Origin of the sequence: Dyella tabacisoli (genome assembly GCF_003350925.1) — a bacterium.
GTDB lineage: Bacteria > Pseudomonadota > Gammaproteobacteria > Xanthomonadales > Rhodanobacteraceae > Dyella_C > Dyella_C tabacisoli.
In genome coordinates this window covers 149,790-168,243 of the sequence record NZ_KZ857181.1, presented here as the reverse complement: position 1 = coordinate 168,243, position 18,454 = coordinate 149,790, and the positions used below count along the sequence as shown (strand labels likewise).

The 18,454-nt window shown below is 58.7% G+C and carries 9 protein-coding genes; all 9 read left to right on the top strand.

Features of this window, described 5'->3' with window-relative positions; all coding sequences use genetic code 11:
• Positions 1-81: 81 nt before the first annotated feature.
• Positions 82-1,488 (top strand): hypothetical protein, encoded by a 1,407-nt coding sequence (locus DVJ77_RS17545; protein WP_114846822.1) that lies wholly within the window; start codon positions 82-84, stop codon positions 1,486-1,488.
• A 45-nt stretch (positions 1,489-1,533) separates the two neighbouring features.
• Positions 1,534-2,940: a hypothetical protein gene (locus DVJ77_RS17540; protein ID WP_114846821.1), complete on the top strand. Its 1,407-nt coding sequence runs from the start codon at positions 1,534-1,536 to the stop codon at positions 2,938-2,940.
• A gap of 13 nt (positions 2,941-2,953) precedes the next feature.
• A complete protein-coding gene (locus tag DVJ77_RS17535; RefSeq protein WP_114846820.1) occupies positions 2,954-5,662 on the top strand; it encodes a hypothetical protein in 2,709 nt (902 codons plus the stop codon).
• A gap of 118 nt (positions 5,663-5,780) precedes the next feature.
• Positions 5,781-6,968, top strand: coding sequence for a M23 family metallopeptidase (locus DVJ77_RS17530; protein ID WP_162791552.1), 1,188 nt, complete (start codon positions 5,781-5,783; stop codon positions 6,966-6,968).
• 711 nt (positions 6,969-7,679) lie between these two features.
• Entirely contained in the window at positions 7,680-9,428 is a 1,749-nt protein-coding gene (locus DVJ77_RS17525) for a bifunctional sulfate adenylyltransferase/adenylylsulfate kinase (protein WP_225428068.1), read from the top strand.
• Between the two features lie 363 nt (positions 9,429-9,791).
• Positions 9,792-14,465: a DUF1592 domain-containing protein gene (locus DVJ77_RS17520; protein ID WP_114846818.1), complete on the top strand. Its 4,674-nt coding sequence runs from the start codon at positions 9,792-9,794 to the stop codon at positions 14,463-14,465.
• 2 nt (positions 14,466-14,467) lie between these two features.
• A complete protein-coding gene (locus DVJ77_RS17515; RefSeq protein WP_162791551.1) occupies positions 14,468-15,793 on the top strand; it encodes a DUF1552 domain-containing protein in 1,326 nt (441 codons plus the stop codon).
• Positions 15,794-15,829: 36 nt separating this feature from the next.
• Positions 15,830-16,723 (top strand): glycosyltransferase, encoded by an 894-nt coding sequence (locus DVJ77_RS17510; RefSeq protein ID WP_114846816.1) that lies wholly within the window; start codon positions 15,830-15,832, stop codon positions 16,721-16,723.
• Positions 16,724-16,845: 122 nt separating this feature from the next.
• The gene (locus tag DVJ77_RS17505) at positions 16,846-18,444 is read left to right on the top strand and encodes an MBL fold metallo-hydrolase (RefSeq protein WP_162791550.1); all 1,599 of its coding nucleotides are present in this window, start codon (positions 16,846-16,848) and stop codon (positions 18,442-18,444) included.
• Positions 18,445-18,454 lie beyond the last annotated feature (10 nt).

Genomic DNA, 18,454 nt, shown 5'->3' with positions numbered 1-18,454 from the left:
ACGGGCGTTGCGCGGAGCCGGTTCGCTTTGATCCAGCGGCCGCTGCCGAGGCGCGGCCGCTAACAACGATAAGGAAACACCATGAACGCCATCGGCGGCGCCACCAAGGCACAACTGTTTAGCGAGATGCATGCGAAGGGATCGGTGTTGAACGGCTGGAGTGTGGTGCTCAACCTCAATCACGGCTATTTGGCGCAACGTCTGCACCGGCAGTGGCCCGCAGATGCGGCGGGGACGCGCACCGTCACATTGTTCAGTGCCCAACCGGCGGCGCCTCGCGGTTCCGGTGCCGCGCCCGCGAGGCAACTGAGCACGATGGCATTCGTACTCGGCGAACCGCAAGTGAGCTTGCTCACCGACCGCCCGGCGCTGGCTCTGAGCCATCCGGTGTGTCAGGTCAGCGGTCGTTCGGGGCAGGCGGCGACCGTGCCGACGCGTGCCGACGATCCGTCGGTGACGTGGGATACCGATCAGGCGGTCAACGTGCCGGTGCAGCCGGCGGCGCGCGTGGATGCCGAGGTGCCTTTGTTGGTGCGGCAGAAGGCCGGCACTCAAGCTGGCGACGCGCCTTGCTTCGAGGTGGTGATGGATGTGGCCGGGGCGAGTGTCGCCGCGCACCATTTGCCGGCTGCGGCCGGCGATGGCGCCGATTTGATCGGCCAGTTTCGCCAGGCCTTGGGCGGTACCGACGGCAAGCTGGTCGTGGTCAGCCTGGATGCCGCTACTCAGGCGAACTTCCCGTCACTGCAACCGCGAGCGGTGGCGTTGCTGACGGCGAATACACCATCCGGCCATCAGATTCTGCAGGTGCATATCGCCACGGGCGACGCCGCGACGCCCGCCGCTACCGGCATCGATGTCGGCGACCCGGTGCCAGTCCTCGATGGCGCCGACTGGTCGCTGATGTTCAGCGGTCAGAATGTGTATCAGGACATCGTCGTTCCGGATTTCAACGGTCGCTCCGGTCACATAAGTCTGGCGGCGGTCGCTCCGCAGGGGGCCGGCCAGGCGTGGTATTTGCAGACCCAGAACCGCATGCAGTTCCAGGGCACGGTGTCCTGGGGCGATGCGATGCCGCCGGTAACCCAGCAAGCGCAAATCGGTCTGAACTTCAGTGGCTCGCCGGACCAGGGGCTGGTCGTGTCCACCTATAACTTGCCCGGAGCCGACATCAATCTGCAGTTCGGCATTGCGCAGAATTACCCGGTGCAATGCTCCGGCGCCCTTGGCGATCAAGCCCTGAGTTTCGCCGGCAGCACGGCCACGATCAACGGTTCGGGTATCGCCGAGAACACCTTCAAGCCGTATCTGCAGCAGATCCTGAGTACCGAGATCCGCACCGATCTGGATGCTGTGTCGTTGGCGCCGCTGGCCGCCTTTGCGCTGCGCACGGTGCGCTTCCCCGGCGATGAAGCATTTATCGATGGGGTGCAGATTCCCAGCGATCTGGTGATGGTCGGTATCCTCGATCCAACCTCCGTGGCCTGAACCGCAACGGGAACCGTCTCTAACCCTGTCCACTAGGAATCGAGCATGCCTGCGAGCGCCGCAACGTTGAGCAATCTGCTGCAGCAGATGTATCAGAACAAGGAGGTCTTGCAGGGCTGGGATGCCGTGATGAACATGCTGGAAAGCTCGGTGAACGGGTTTTTCCAGTTGCAATGGAACCGACAGACCGGCAACGCGGGCAAGTTGTCCATCAGCGTGGTCTGGTGCGAGAGCGTGCTGCCGATTCCGCATGGGCAGGGCTATTTCACCAACGTCACCGAGTTCGATGTCGATCTTGGCGCGCCGCTGTTTCAGTTCACCAGCGGCCGCAGCGAAGTGACGGTGCGCCAGAACATCCTGCGGGGCTCCACCTGCCTCGGCACGATGGAGGTGCCGGCTAACTTCAATCCCGCCACCTGCAACTTAGCCCCGCACGATCCGCGCGTGACTTGGGGCAAAGTGCAATCGGTCGATGTTTCGCAGCAACCCTATCTGTCTGGAACCGTCTCGCTGCAACAGGTTCAAGGGCTGGTCGGCAGTGCGCATTCGCTGGTGCTGAACTTCGCGCAGGGGGCATTCACGTTGAACGCGTTGACCATCGTCGGGGTCAACAACACTACGCTCGTCAATCAGCTCAAGAGCTGGTTTGCAACGCAGAATATCCGCTACCTGCTGGCCTCGGTCGACTTCCAGAACTTGAGCGGGATACCTGGGCTGACTCCGACCGCGTTCCGCTTCAACGTACTGACCACCAATGCCGGCAACACGATCGTGCAGTTGTTAATCACCACCAACGGCAGTGCGCCATCGAGCACCGTCATCAATGTCAACGAACCGATCCCCACCGCGGACGGCTTGAACTGCACACTGATGCTCAACTCGCGCCTTCTCTACCAAGATGTATTGGTGCGAGGCTTCAACGGTCACGGCGGCAGTTTCTCGCTGATCCCGCTCGGGCCGAACGGCGGCTATAACGCCTGGTACGCGACGATCAACCCGCGAATGCATTTTGAGGGCAGCTTCAGCTACGGCAATTGCTGCGACCGCACCACGGTGACTTATAGCGTGTACCTCGGCGGCAACTACACCGGCACCGCTACAGAAGGCTTTGCCTTGTCGCAGGAGATTCACACCCAGGGCAATGCTCCGGTGGACATCACCGTATCGGCGCGTTATCCGGTCAGGTTGTCCGGCAGCGGCCCGAATCAGAGCATCACCATCACGCCCGGCACCCCGTCGGTAACCGTTAGCGGTGGTGCCGAAGACGAGATGAAATCGAGGCTGGAGGACATCCTCAATAACAATATCCGCAACGCGATGGCTGGGGTTTCCTTTACTCCGGTAACTTATTTCGCGCTCAAGAATCTGCTGTTTCCGGGTAACTTGATTAGCATGAGCCAGATCCAGGTGCCTGCCGATATGTTGATCGCCGGCAATTTTTCACTGACCTGAGCTGTTGCCCGCGATGACGATGCAGATCCAGCTCGGAGACAGCGCCAATGTGTTGCTTGGCCTGAAACCCGGCTGGTTCGGCGGGGCAGGTGAAACGTCACCGTTCGTCCCGCCGCCACAAAATGCATTGCTTGGCTTTGCGCTTACGGAGCCCACGGGTCGTGGTGACTGGGGTGAGCCGGAGGTCAGCTTTCACGACGATGTCGAGTCTCTGCTCGATACGTTGTTCGACTACCGGGTACGCCCTATCCGCACCGACCTCGGGCGTTTCGCTTTGCCATCGAGTGCGTTGATGCTCGGCGGTGAACGGCGCGCTGGCGGTCTGCGTGCGCTGAACACGATGCTGGGTCTTCCCCCGGCATCGCTCGAATGCGGGGGATTAGTGCTACTGCGGTTGCGGCGCGAAGACGCCGATTGCCGGCACGAGGCCGAGGAGGGCGGTATCGGGCGGCGCATCTGTATCGCCAATTACTGGACGCGGGAGGGGCGCCACGCGATGGGGCGTTTGCGTGTCGCGCGACGCATGCACGACGATGGTTGCCGCCGCGCCCTGATTCATCGGCGCCAGGCCGAGCGCTATCTCGATTATCTGTATACCTACGGCACGCATTTCATATCGCGTGTGGGTCTGGGCGATCAGCTTTTCCAGGTGTTGGTCTGTCATCCGCAACGCTATCGATTGCTGCGGACGCTTTGGCCCCAGGCCGGCAGTGTCTCCGGCCAACTGGCGATGGCCTTTGCCGCCTATACCGGCAACGAGTGGATCGCCTCGCACGGCCGGGTATGCAGCGCCGCCGATGATCCCGATTTAGCTCGCTCGGTCGAGGCCGCTGCATGGCGCGACCCTCGCGTCGATAACGCGGACAGCCTGCTGACGCCGTTTACGCGGTCGCGGCAGGAAGTGGCCGCGCTGCTCGAAGGGTTGCATCGCAGCGTCCCGATCCGGGTCGAGTTCAGTGCGCACAGCCCTTACATGGACGACTATCGCGCCGACGCCTGGCAGCGGGTCTTCAAGGGTGCCTTGTTGCAATGCTACGGCGATGCGGTGCGAATCCCCCTCGGCGATGGCCATGGCGACGATCTCGCATCGTCTCCGAGCATGTCGGGCTACGGCGGTGGGACGATGCTTATTCGCGAGTCCGGCCACAGCTTGATGCTCGCCGATGTCACCAGCGTAGACGCCGAGCTTGCCGCGCAGGCCGAACATTCGCAGGTGCTATCCGTGTTCGCCCGGCAGTTGCAGCTTGATGGAAGCAAACACGTAGTGTTGCCGGGGCAGCGGGTGACACTGTTTGCTTTTGCGATCGACGCCGGCAGCAAGGGCGACCGGGTTCCGATGCTATGCGTCAGCGACGCGGCATTCTCTGAGTTTCGTTGTTTTACGTCGGCGCTTTACGGTGCGATCTGCGTCAGTGATACCAGTGGCTGCCGGCGCGACACGTTATTTCAGGGCTTGCACTTCGGCTTCGACGAGCAGGCGCGGGTGGTCATCCGCGGGGAGCTGGCGCAGCCCGATGCTGCAACGATGATGGCGTTGCGCGAGGCATTGATCGCTGCGTTGGCCGACGCTGAAGCGCGGTTGCTTCATGCTTTATTGGAGCAGACCTTATTGGAGCAGGCTTCATCGAAGCAGGCTTCATCGAAGCAGGCTTTATCGGACGGCGATTCCGCGCCGGCGCGCGCGGCGCGCAACGCCCTCGCATGGCTGGCCGAGAGCGTGCGTGATAGTGCCGTAGCTGACTTCGATAGCGACTACCGTTCCAGTTGGGAGGCGTTGCGGCGACGTGCCGGTTTGCTGAGTACGCTCGGGCCCATCGTCGGCGAGGGCAGGGTGAATGTATCCGCCTTGCTCTGTCATGCGCCCGCTGAACTGTTTCTGCGTCAGCGCTTGCTGGCAACAGCGCCGCAGCCGGCTGAGATACACGCTTTGTCCGTGGACTTTCAGCAGGCTACAGAGTGCTTGCTGGCAGCCATGTCGCCACCGACATGGCCCGTGCCGGTGGCGGCCAGTGCCGCTTTGTCGCAGTGTCTGGCGACTATCGATGCGACGCGAACGCGCGGCATGCAGACGCTGCACTTGCTGCTCGACGAGCGGTCGGGCGAACCGAGTCCGTCACTGGATCAGGCCAAGCATCTGCTAGGCGCGATCGCATGGTATTGGGCAGACGGCGCGACAGGCAGCGTGCCGCAGAACACGGGCGATGCCGCGCTGGCATCCGTTTTGGATTTGCTGTCGCGGGCAGAGAAGTCACGCGTTGCCGCAATGCTTCTATACGCCTTGTCGACTGATGCCGAACAGGCCCACATCGATGCCTTGATAGTGATGCTCGGTACTGGCCCGACGCTAGGATTGACACGGCGGCAATGGGAAACCCTGCCGGCGACGCTGACCGCCATGCTCACTCCGCTGGCGGCGGTTGCAGATGGCGGTGCACTAAGAGCGTTGCTGGAAACGTTACAGGAGCTGGGGAGTCACGGTGTCGCCTTGGCCGATGTCGCACCGACCGTTCAGTGCTGGCTGCAGGCGCGCTATCGCACGACCTGGCATGAAGACTTTCCAGCACCGGATCAGCCGCTGATGCGCTTGCATTATTATTCGCGACATCTGTGCATGCAGTTTTTCGCGGCACAAGCCTGTGCGGACGAAGGTGTTGCAAACGATCTCCGCGAGAACCTGAGCCGCGTGAACATCGGTTCCGCCACGGCTTGCGCCACGCCATAGCCGGTCAGGCGCGTACTTGGCCTAGGGGTGCCTGCGCGCGGCTGGTGGAACAGCGCGACCACCCAACATGCGATGTCTTTCCATTGAAACTCCGAATAGCTATTCCACGAGACACGCCATGAGCAAAGTGATACTTCGTCGTATCTTGATAGCCCTGCTGCTGGCATGCGGCGCCGGCCCTGGCATGGCGCAGCAGCGCACGCCGTTGCTGCAATCGTTTGATCTTCAGGTGCCGTGGAACCCAAGCGCCGTCGATATCGCGGGCAAAACACAGCTTGTCTACGAGCTGCATCTGACGAATTTCGCACGCAACGACCTCGTACTGAAGCGCATCCAGACAGTGAACATCGAGACCGGCGCGGTGCTTGGTGATTTTCACGAATCCGAATTGCAGGGCTTGATCGGGCGGCCCGATCGACCTGGCGAAAAAAAGGACCGCCTGATCGTTGCTCCGGGGGCGCGAGCCGTGGCGTATCTGTCGTTGCCGATCGATGCAAAATGCGCAAACCCCTGCAGGCTGATGCATCTTGTCGAGTTTGTTTCCGATGCGTCTGCGGAGAAACGGCCCGCCTCCGTGAAAGGTGGCGCTATCACCGTGCGCCATCAGCCGATGCCGATCCTTGGGCCGCCTCTACGTGGTGGTCCGTGGGTAGCTGTCTACGATTCGTCCTGGGAGCGCGGACACCGTCGTGTTCTCTATGCCGTCGACGGTGCCGTGCATATACCCGGCCGCTTCGCCATCGACTGGATCAAGATCGGTGGCGACGGCAAATACGCCACCGGTGATGCCTCGAATCTCAGCAACTGGCCCGGCTATGGTGTCGACGTGCTGGCCGTAGCGGATGCTACCGTCGCAGCGGCGCAGGATGACATTCTGGAAAACGCCACTGTCAACGAGCATGCCAGCACTAAGGTCGCCCCCGAAAATGCCAGCGGCAATTACGTTTCGCTCGACCTGGGTCATGGACACTTCGTGTTTTACGAACACCTCAAACCAGGCAGCATCAAGGTAAGACCAGGTGAACTTGTGCAGCGTGGTCAGGTCATCGGACGACTCGGCTATACCGGCGAATCCACCGGGCCGCATCTTCATCTGCACGTCGCCGATGCCAATCAAACGCTAGGCGCCGAGGGCATTCCTTATGCCTTTCAACATTTCAAACTGTTGGGCGTCTATCCCTCCATCGAGGCTTTCGACAAGGGACAGGCATGGCTGGCGCCGGCTGAACTCAATGGCGCGGAACGAAGCGCGGAGTTGCCGGCTCCACTTGCCGTTGTCGAGTTTCCTGACCTTGGCTCGAAGTGACCATTCGCAACTGACAGAACTCGGCGAGCTTGCGCTTACCGAGTTCTGAATTCAAACGATACGATCAGTTTTTCCTCAGACCGTCAGGCATCAGAGCGTCAGGGACGCACTGATGCTTACACCGCTGAACGACGCCGTGGGCAAATCAGTGTCACTTAAGATTCCGCGGAGCGTGAAGCGCTGGCTGCATGCGGCGGCCTGCCGGTAAGCCACTTCGCGCAACGACTACTGCCGCAGCCAACGCTGAGCATGAGATGCGCCTCATGAATCAGGATAATCATGGATTCTCCCCGGAATACATGATTGAGAGCTTGCCGCGCTGGTTTGTCAGCGGCTTCTTGGTGAGTGCAATTTATGCGCTAGGTCACATATTTAATGCGCAGCACGATAACGCGAAACTTGGCGTTATTTCTGTTTCGTTACTATCGGCGTCATCATGTAGGGGCTTACATTACGAGCGCGTGAAGAACCTGGATAAATCAGATCGCGAATATATAGCGTAGTGAGCCTCTCCGGCCGGGCAGTGCGGCATCCCGGTCACGATTTATTTTGAGCGCACTACTTGACGTGAGTAGCTACGCTGGCTAGCTTTAGGTCTATTGGTTTTCTTGTCTTTACCGGCGGTTCGTTTTCAGCAGAACCTGTCCGCAGCCGTGATAGTGCGATTGATTTAACTCACCGATCTCAGAAGGTATATCTGGCGATGATGCGTTGAACGGGGCCATTTCACACCCGCAGGTTCTCGAAGAGGCCCTTATCGCTCCGCATGGCGGGGTACTCAAGGAGGGTTACCTCCCGGCTTCCGAGGCCGAGGTACTTAAACAGCGCAGCGCGGCGCTACCGGGTATCAACCTCAATATCCGACAGTTGTGCGACCTGGAGTTGCTGTTAAACGGTGCGTTCTCGCCACTGGAAGGTTTCCTCGACAGCCGCGACTACGAGCGCGTCGTCGAGGAACTACGCCTGGCCGATGGCACCTTGTGGCCGATACCGATAACGCTCGACGTAAGCGAGGCATTCGCCGCGCAGTTGGCGGCGGGCAGCGAGATTGCATTGCGCGATCCGCAAGGCGTGCCGCTGGCCGTGCTGGTGGTGAGCGATATCTATCGCCCCGACCGTGAGCATGAGGCGCGCCAGGTGTTCGGTAGCACCGACCGCACTCACCCAGGCGTGGCTGATCTGCTTGAGCGCACGCTGCCGGTCTATCTTGGTGGCCGCCTGCTCGGCATTCAGGCACCGACGCATTACGATTTCGGCGAACTGCGCGATACGCCGCGCAGTCTGCGCGAGTGGTTCAGCGCCTATGGCTGGAGCCGCATCGTGGCCTTCCAGACGCGTAATCCAATGCACCGCGCGCACTATGAGCTGACCTTGCGAGCTGCGGAAAAGGTCGGTGCCAATCTGCTGATCCAGCCATCGGTGGGCTGGACCAAGGCGGGCGATGTGGATCACTACACCCGCGTGCGCTGTTATCGAGCGCTGATGCCGCAGTATCCGCACGGCAGCGCCAGGCTATCGCTGTTGCCGTTGGCCATGCGCATGGGGGGGCCGCGCGAAGCGCTGTGGCACGCGATCATCCGCAAGAACTACGGCGCCAGCCATTTCATTGTCGGACGCGATCATGCGGGCCCTGGCAATAATGCGCAGGGCAAGCCGTTCTATGGCCCGTACGATGCACAGCATTTACTGGAGCGTTACCAGGATGAACTAGGCATCCAGGCGGTGCCGTTCCCGGTGATGGTCTACGCCGCCAATCGCGATACCTACCTGCCGTCCACGGAGGTGGAGGAGGGCGACGAAGTGCGCGACATTTCCGGCACGCAACTGCGCCGGCATCTCCAGGAGGGCAGCGAGATCTCGGACTGGTTTAGCTTTCCAGAGGTGATGAAGATTCTGCGCGAGCGTTATCCCGTGGACATGCCGCGCGGGTTTGCGCTGTTTTTCACCGGGCTTTCCGGTGCCGGCAAGTCGACCATCGCACAGGCGGTGGTGGCGCAACTGCTTGAGCAAACCAGCCGGCCAGTCACGGTGCTGGACGGTGATGAGGTACGCAAACATCTTTCATATGGGTTGGGCTTCTCGCGAGAGGATCGCGATGCCAATGTCACCCGCATCGGCTATGTCGCCGGCGAGATCGTACGCCACGGCGGCATTGCGATCTGTGCGTTGATCGCACCGTACGCGGCGGCCCGCGCGCAGGCGCGTGACCTGGTGCAGGCGCACGGCGACTTCATCGAGATCCATGTCGCCACGGAGTTGGCTGTTTGCGAGGCGCGTGATCTTAAGGGGCTGTACGCACAAGCTCGTACCGGCAAGATTGCGCACTTCACCGGCATCAGCGATCCGTACGAGGTTCCCGAGCAACCCGAGTTGCGCGTGGACGGCACTGCGTCGGAGCCGGCAGTGCAGGCCCGGCAGATACTGAGCTTGTTGCGAGGCCGCGGGCTTCTTGGCGCGTAGTCTTCGGGATTGATGCCTTGATGCATTCTACGCTGGGTTAATCGTGCCGAGGGTCGGCTGAGTTAATAAATAGACCGGCAATTTGAGCGTTAATGGACGGTCTTTGAAAGAAATGCAGCACGCCGCCCAGGCGTCTGATAGTGCTTCTCCCAATGAGACGTATTGGGGAAGTGCGCGCAGCCAAAACACTGCAGTCTCCATCCAATACAGCCTGGACTGGCATGATGGCGATGTATATCGGCCTGTGATTCTCACGCGAAATTGACGGCTGGCGGTGTATTCCGGCTGCAGCTTGCTGAATTAATAATTAGAACGCGAAGTTAATTCGTTTTTCAGCCAGTACTTAAGCCCTGGAGTACCGTCATGAAAGTGGCAAGAGCTGCTTTGTTGATGTTGGCATTGAGTATTGGCGCGTTGGGTGTGGTTTACGTCGCCATGCCGGCAAGGGTCGCTTCCGGCATGTCGGCCGTATTCACCGCCGATGCCCACTCGTTCGACCAGGGCAAGCCCGCGCAGGTAAATGCGCCCGCAAAAAGAGCAAGCGGAGATTGCCTGGGCGAGGAGCAATGGAGTTCGACCAAGGCTTACCAGGCCGATCAGTACGCCGGCAAGCTGGTCGCTCGCCTGGGCAAGCTCTACAAGGTCAATTTCTACAGCGTAGGCCTACCGCCTGAATCCAACTCGGCGCCTAACGGTCAGCCATGGATATATGAAAAGGATTGTGCAGCCCCGCCCGACGAGGGAAATCCTCCGACCGTTATTATTTCTGGACCGACCACGGCGGAATCGGAAGACAGCGTCACTCTCGATGCGACCGGTTCAAGCAGCAACAATCCCGGCGCTGGCGAGTTGACCTATAACTGGGTGCTGCCCGATGGCATTGCCTTCCGCAATGTCTCCGGCGGAACGTTGTCTTTCGTCGCCCCCCATGTCACCTCCAGCAAGGACTTTCAGTTTGTCGTGCGAGTCAGCGATGGAGTCAGCAGCGCGAGCAACGCACACGTCCTCACGGTGAAGCCAAAACAGGGGGGCGGTGGGGACTGCGCGGCGCCTCAATACGAAAAAGGCATCAGCTACACAGATGGCAATCAGGTCAAGAATCACGGTGAGCTCTATACCTGTAAGCAAGCTGGCTGGTGTAGTCAGGCAGCCTATGCGCCCGGCGAAGACAATCATGGAGACATTATCTGGCCGCTGGCATGGACTCACGACGGACGCTGCGAGGAAAACACCACCAATACGCTGATGCTCGAATTTCCACCCAAGCCGGATGGCCTGCCTGGCAATCAGCCGCCATTGACGGGGGTGCTTCGCTGCGGCGCTCAAGAGACACCGATACAAGGAATCTGGGGCGAGAAGCTGCTAATCAAGGACCTGAAGCTTTGCAAGTATCAGCTAAGCATGAATATGGCGAGCAGCGGCCATCTCCCGGTCAACATGCCCAAAGTGATCGACTTCAAGAGTGAGACCGGCGAGTTTCAAACTGAGAAAATCCAGTATGGCCAGCCGATAGACCTGGCCCAATTGCGCGGATTGCCTGGTATTAAAATCGAGTTGTTCGCGGTCGGGCTGAATCAGCCACGACAGATGGCGATGGGCAACGGCGTGCTGTACGTCGGCTCATCGATGATGCTTTATGCGAGCCCGGACGACATCTCCCGATACCTGTACGCCTTGCCGTTGGACGCATCAGGGAAGCCTCGCGGCGTGTATGTGATGGCCTCCGATCTGGAAGAGCCGCACGGCGTGGCCTACCGCCATGGCGATCTGTATTTTTCCACTACGGGTACGCTCTACCGTATTCGCGACGTGGACACGAAATACATCGATCCAACACCTGAAAAGGTTCTCAGCTTCCCCGCCGATCAAAGCAATCACCCGGCAACCGAAAAACAGCGAGTCTGGCACCAGAAGCACCCATTGCGGTTCAATCCGCTCGACCCCTCCGATCCATGGCTCTATACCACCGACGGCCGGCCGTGCAATACATGCATGATTCCTGCAGAGCCGCGCTACGGCACGTTGATGCGCTACAACGTGCAAACCGGCGATGGCGAGATCATCGCGAATGGCGTGCGCAATTCCGTGGGTTTCGACTGGAATCCGAAGAATGGCGACATTTGGTGGAGCGACAACAATCGGCAGAATTTTGCCAACGGCGATGAAATCAATCGCCTGCCCAAGCCAGTAGCGGGCGCCGCGATTCCGCACTTCGGAGCGCCCTATGTTTATGCCAACGGTATTAAGGGTTTCACCGAGCAAGAGTGGTTAAATCCCACCGACGCCATTCAGTACTCCAAGCCAGGAGTCATACTTTCCGACTTATCGTTGGCGCAGATCGATGTTTCCCATTACCAGGCGCCGGCTTTCGTCATGGCGGACAATCTCGCGCCACTCGGAGTCAAGTTCTGGAGCGGGTATCCGGCATCTACTGCGGGTACGCAGCACATCTTGTTCACGACGCACGGGCTGGGCATGAACAAGGAGGGCCTGGAAGTCCGCATGCTTACGGTCGACGACAACAACAAGGTGCTTGCCGAGACCCCGTTGATTACCGGTTGGCTGGGCTCGGAACAGGGGGGCGTCGATTGCGCAGTGCGTTGTGTTGGACGTCCGGTGGAGTTTCTTGAGTTGGCCGATCACAGCCTGCTGATATCTGACGACATCAGAGGTGTTATCTATCGGGTGCACTACGATGGCAGCGGGCTGCCCGATACGACCTTGGCGATACACGCGCCGGTCGCCCCCGACCACGCCGTGGCCGATCAGATGGTGTCCGGTGTCTTGACCGAGAAGGCTACAGGCCATGCCCGCAGGTTCTATCTGGCATGGGGCTCCCAGGCACTCCAGTTCAAAGGCTTTGCTCCAGGCGAATACGACGTTCGACTGAACGATATCGGCAACTGGGTTCCACAACATCGGGTTCAATCTGTCCATGTGACCGCTGGTTCACCGGTAACGATAAGCGCCGATTACAAACCGTTTGACCCCAATGTGCGCGGGACGATTCGAGTACGCGCACCGGTCAAGCCGAATGCGGCGCTAGCCAGTGAAACGCTTGAAGTGAAGCTGGTCAGTCGACGGGCCGGCGAACCCACGCAGACTATCGCGGTGCCCTGGGGGCAGGAAGGCAGCGTGCAAACGCCCTACGGTGAGTATGACTTGCTTTATCCATTTGTCTCACCGTCACTGCTTCCTGATCCATCCAAAGAAACGGTTTGGCTGGATGAGGGCGAGGACGATGTCGCCAAGACGATGCATTATGAACGGGTCGACGCGCTTGGCCCGGCGATTCTGTCGCGAACGTGTGCAAGCTGCCACGATGATGGTTACTTCAATGATCCGGCCAAGGCTCACAGTTGGCATGAAGCCGGGGCCGGTAAGTTGGCCGCCAAGATAATGAGCATGCCGATCCCGGACGGTCATTGTGACCAGGTCTGCGGTGATGCGGTGGCCCAGTATTTGTTCGATGACGTGTGGCGGGATTACCTGAACCCAGGGGCTGCCGTTGGAGTCCGGCAATTGCGTTTGCTGACGCCGAATGAATATGCCGCCACGGTCAAGGATATGCTGAATGTGGACATCACGGCGGACAAGTTACCGTCTGATAAGTCCGAGCCGAAATTCCGTTATCCCGGTCAGGCCAGTCGCGGCCAGGTAGGTACCGAAGACGTCATGCGTTATTACCAAGCTGCACAGGAGATAGCTCCCAAAGTCGATCTGGCAAGCCTGGGGTATGCAGATACCGGAGGAAACAATCAGGCCTTCATCGAAGGGTTGGGCCGTCGCCTCTATCGGCGTCGACTGCAAGCCAATGAGGTCACTCGCCTGCAGGCTTATTTGAATGAGCATGGTCCGCAGGCGCTGGTGGCTGCGATGTTGGACTCCCCGTATTTCTTGTATCGCAGCGAACTGGGTGAGCCGCAAACGCGCAACTACGGCGGCACTTATGCCTTGACACATGCCGAGATCGCCAGCGTCCTGTCCTATGGATTTCTGGGAACAGCACCTAGTCTGGCGTTGCAGGACAAAGCCGAAGCAGGGGAACTGGATACGCCGTCTTTGATGGAAGCCGAAGTAACTCGCATGCTGCAGTCACCGGCCGGGCAGGGCCAGTTCGCCCGATTTATCCGCTACTACACCAAGACCACCGGTACGGTAGGCGCGAAGAACTTCCCGGCTTTGGATATCGCGTTGGATGCGCCCACCATCGAAGCCATGCGGCACGAGCAAGATGATTTTTCCAAGAACCTGATCGCCAAAGACAGCGCGACCGTCGAGGAAATGTTCAATCCCGGCTATACCTATCTCAATGGACGCCTGGCCGAACACTATGGCATTGGGGGTGTTTCGGGCGACGCCATGCAAAAAGTAACTGTCCCTGCAGTGCGCGGCGGCCTGTTGCATATGGGTATCGTGCACGTAAGCGTGTCGGCCGATTCGACCACGTCGCTGGTCAGGCGCGGCAGGATGATTCGCGAGAATCTGTTCTGCCGCGATATTGGCGCAGCAACCGGTGTTGATCCCGATGATATCCAGTTGCCCAGTGAGCCCATTTCGACTCGACAATTCTGGGATCTCGCAACGGGCGAACACGCGTCCGGCGGGCAATGCTGGTCTTGCCACAACTTTATGAATAACGCCGGGGCCGCCCTCGAACATTACGGGCCGGATGGCCGCTATCGGCAACAGGAGCTGTCTTATCAGGCGCAGAAGCTGATGAACCCGAATGGCGACAAACTACAGATCGATGCCAATGGCAATCTGGTCGACAACACCGGCTCCAACGATTGGACGCATATGGACGACGGTGCGAGAAGCCTTGCCGAGAATATTCCGCGAAATCCATCGGCACTCAGGTGCTTGTCGAGCAGCTACTACAGAATGGTCATGGGTATCGACCCAGCGCCGTCAGCAACGGCCACTGTCGGTGACATGACGAAGGAGTTGACCCAAAGCGGCCGCCTGCACGGGATGATATCCGTGTTCCTTGAATCCGATGCCCTGCGTTACCGCAGGAACAATGGGGGAGAATGACGATGGCGATGTTGGCGAATCCAGGGCGTCGTCGTGTTCTAGGGCTGGCGGGAGGCGCAGCGGCTGCGTTGGGGCTTGGATGGTTTCTGAAAGACTATACGCAGCTAGGCCGCAGCGGCGTGGCAAAACTCAAGATCGTATTTTTTGTGACCCCCGATGGCTTGGGGGCGGCCGGACGAGGAAGCTTTCCCCACGGCCTGTGGCTTGAGAAAAAGGTCGGTGCCGACCATTCGGACTTCGCTCTGCTGGAGGCCTCCAAAGAACTCGAACCCTATCGATCGCAGGCGCTGTTTCTCTCCAGTCTGAGCCTGGGTCAGAATTTCATTGGGCATAACGGTCACAACTTTGTACTTCGGGATAATCCTGGGACGAAAGCATCCGTCGATTATTTACTGGGGCGGCACCTGACCGGACTCAACCCGACCCTGGGCGGCATTTTTGCGACGCCGAGTGTCGGCTCCAATGAGGCTTTCATCGTTTCGCATTCGGAGGCGGGCCCGCGTAGCGTGATGCCCGATCCCGCCAGATTATTCCAGATCATTTTTGGAGCTAAATCTTCCCGAAGCGAATTGAAAGGGGCGCATCTGCTGGACCTGGCGAACGAGGACATCAAAACGCTGCGGCAGAAGGTGACGGGTAGTGAGCGACAAAAGCTCGATCTTCATCTGGATTCAGTGGAACAGACCCAAAAAGATCTGGCTGAAATTCAGAACCCGACGTGTGAGTCAATCAGCGAGCCTGATATTCCCAATTTCCTGGATGCCGCGAATCGCGAGCAGGTGCAGGTGGCTCATGCAAAGGTCGTTGCGGCGGCGCTGTCCTGCGGCTTGGCGCGGGTTGCCACCATCCAGCAAGGCCGTACGACAGATCAGCGCGGCATTGGAGACATCCTCTCGATCGCCTCGCATTCCGCCTCCCATTCCAATATGGGCGGGACGATTGAGGAATGGCTGACTTCGCGCAAATGGTTCGTGAAACAGGCGCGCTTGCTGATGGATCAGCTCAAAGCACTTCCCGATCCCGACGTCGCCGGCGATACATTGCTTCAGCATACGCTCGTCGTGTTTACCAGCGAAATGTCGGATGGCCAGTTGGAAAACAGTTACGACATGCCGCTGGTCCTGATGGGCGGAGCGTCAGGTCTGCTTCAAAGCGGCGGTAATAGCGGGCGGCTGTTCGATCTGGCATCACAAGCAGATAAAACGGACTATTTGGGATCGATGGTCACGTACCAAAGAATCTGGTCGACGCTGGCGCAATTGGTGGGCACGAGCGTGCCCTATGGCGGAAACATTGATAGGGTTGATGGGCTTTTCAATTTCAGTTGAACACGTCTCGTTTTGCCATGCTTCTGCTGAGGTCATATGAAAAACCAAGGCATCACGGTCATTATTCCGACATACAACTGCAAAGACTTATTGGCGCGGACCTTGGATTCCATCTGCACACAGAGTCTGGACCGCACTTTATTTGAAGTCATCGTGGTCGACGACGGCTCATCGGACGGGACCGATCTACTGGTTTCAAAATATAAGAGTCGTCTCGATGTGAGCTATTTTTTTCAGTCTGACGAGGGGTTTCGAGTCGCAGCCGCGAGAAACATCGGCATACGTCATGCTTATTTCGACACGGTGCTATTCCTGGACGCCGGTATCGTGATTTCTTCGCAATTGCTTGCGCTGCATATGCAATACCAGACGCGTGAAGACGCGCTCGTACTGATCGGAACTTCGTATGGCGTGAACGACTACAGCAATAAATGCGAGGACACCCTGCGCCAAGTCATGAACGACGAAGTGGACGTGGCCCTGCACAAGCTGGGTGCCGTTGAAGAAACATTCGACAGCAGAACATCGTATCTGCGAGAGATCGATTTTGACTTGGCAAGAATGGCGGCGCCCTGGCTGATTTTCTGGGGAGGCCATGTTTCAGTGCCTACGCAGAGTCTTAGGCATGTGGGTGGATTTGACGAATGGTTTAATCGCTGGGGCGGCGAGGACAACGAATTGGGTCTTCGACTTTATCAGCTCGGTTGCACTTTTCGAGTGCTTCGCCAGGTGGCGTCCATTCATTTGCCGCACGAGAAAGATCCGGTGCAAAAGCGTTTCGACGCGCGCATCAACACGAAATATATTCATCAGAAACATGGCCTGATCGAAACGTCATTGCTGATTGACCACAATTGGAAATGCATCGTTTCGGGCAATTATGCCTTTGCCGACGGGGGGAGCTGTGGCTGTATGAGTAGCGGGGATTGAGCGTAAGCGCTGGGGGAACGCCCATCGTGTGACGGAGACGGTTGACAGTTCTTGGCACTTCATCGATATAGTGACGAGTGCAGAATCAAGTCACCTTCGAGGCACGGCCGGGAGCGTTGCGAGTGCGTAACGGTAATGACCAGCAGCTCTATTTAGCAGCCAGTACGAAGATCGAACCCTTGTGCAGCAAATGGTATGCGTGGTCGCATCTCGTCTCCCCGGTACAGCGGGCCTTGAACGTGACTTTTCGGCAGCTTCCGCTGCTGCGCTCGTTCATTGCCAGTCCCGCCGTGCATGAGGTTGCCACCAGCGACTCGACGCTCATGGGCGGTTCGTTCGTCCATCTCAGAAAAAACGATTTGCCGGCTGTTCGGGCGTTGGTGCAGGAGATGACGGCGCGTTGCGCGTCGCTGATACGGTTTGCCGAAGACCTGCTCAATTTCGACCGGCAACTGCAGGCTACGGCTACGGGCGCCAACATCGATCATCTCTATGAATCGTTGCCGCCGGCGTTGGCCGGAGCATTGGAGATCACTTACGATCTCAACAATCATCCGACGCTGCGGGTTATCGAGGAGCTTCTCTACGATAGCGACTTGAGTGGTATCGATACCCAGGCACTCGCATTCTCTCGAACCAGAGACGAGCAGCGAAAATTCTTTCTGAATACGCCCCGAGTGGACGAGGCGGAACGCTTTATCGTACCGACCCCTTTTGCCGCCGGCTCTCTGAGCCTGCTTGCAGGGAGCCGCGTGCGGCCTACAGCGTTCGCGGAACTCGTCGAAAGCTTGGGGATTGAGCCTGCATCAGAGGCACGCTTTCGCGAATTCTTCACGCCGCATGCCCCTGTCCGAAACGCGCCACAGTATCGCGGCGATGACGTGCGGCTGCGCTATTTCGGTCATGCCTGCGTGCTTTTGCAAACCTCGACCGTGTCCATTTTGATCGACCCGCTTTTCGCATGGGACGAGGAGTCCGGGGACAAGTTGGTTTTCAATGATTTACCGGATTTCATCGACTATGTCTTTCTGACGCATAACCACCACGATCATTTTTCGCCCGAGGTGCTTTTGCAGATACGAGACCGGATCGGCAGGATTCTGGTGCCGCGGAACAACGCGAATACGATTGCCGACCCTTCCATGAAACTGGCATTGAAGAGCCTGGGTTTCAATAATGTGGACGTCATGGACCCGCTCGATCGGGTAACTTTCGACGATGGCTATATCGTGAGCCTTCCGTTCTACGGAGAGCACGCGGCCCTGAGCATAAACAGTAAGCACGGCATGTACGTGAATCTCAAGGGGCGTCGGATGGCGTTCCTGGCGGACTCCAATTGCCTGGACCGGATGCTTTACCGACGTGTCGTAGAGCGCTTGGGTAAAGTGGAAACGCTCTTCATTGGCATGGAATGCCAAGGTGCGCCGCTTACCTGGATGTATGGCCCGTACCTCACCAATGCCATTAGCCGCAAGGACGACGAATCAAGGCGTTCCAACGGGTCCGATTGCGATCGGGCCTGGGCCTTGCTGGAGGAGCTGGGCAGTACGAGAGCATTCGTCTACGCCATGGGGCAGGAGCCCTGGTTCAGATATCACTTGGATTTGATTTATACACCCGATAGCAAACAGATCATCGAGTCCGACAAGTTCGTGGAGCGCTGCCGCTCGGCTGCCATCCCGTGCGAGCGGCTCAACGGATGTCGAGAGATGATGTTTTAAGAGTGGACGG

What these genes read in the sequence shown, in the direction of transcription:
- DVJ77_RS17510 (WP_114846816.1), top strand. Translation starts at nt 15,830, where the DNA reads ATGAAAAACCAAGGCATCACGGTCATTATTCCGACATACAACTGCAAA.
- DVJ77_RS17515 (WP_162791551.1), top strand. Translation starts at nt 14,468, where the DNA reads ATGGCGATGTTGGCGAATCCAGGGCGTCGTCGTGTTCTAGGGCTGGCG.
- DVJ77_RS17540 (WP_114846821.1), top strand. Translation starts at nt 1,534, where the DNA reads ATGCCTGCGAGCGCCGCAACGTTGAGCAATCTGCTGCAGCAGATGTAT.
- DVJ77_RS17520 (WP_114846818.1), top strand. Translation starts at nt 9,792, where the DNA reads ATGAAAGTGGCAAGAGCTGCTTTGTTGATGTTGGCATTGAGTATTGGC.
- DVJ77_RS17535 (WP_114846820.1), top strand. Translation starts at nt 2,954, where the DNA reads ATGACGATGCAGATCCAGCTCGGAGACAGCGCCAATGTGTTGCTTGGC.
- DVJ77_RS17530 (WP_162791552.1), top strand. Translation starts at nt 5,781, where the DNA reads ATGAGCAAAGTGATACTTCGTCGTATCTTGATAGCCCTGCTGCTGGCA.
- DVJ77_RS17545 (WP_114846822.1), top strand. Translation starts at nt 82, where the DNA reads ATGAACGCCATCGGCGGCGCCACCAAGGCACAACTGTTTAGCGAGATG.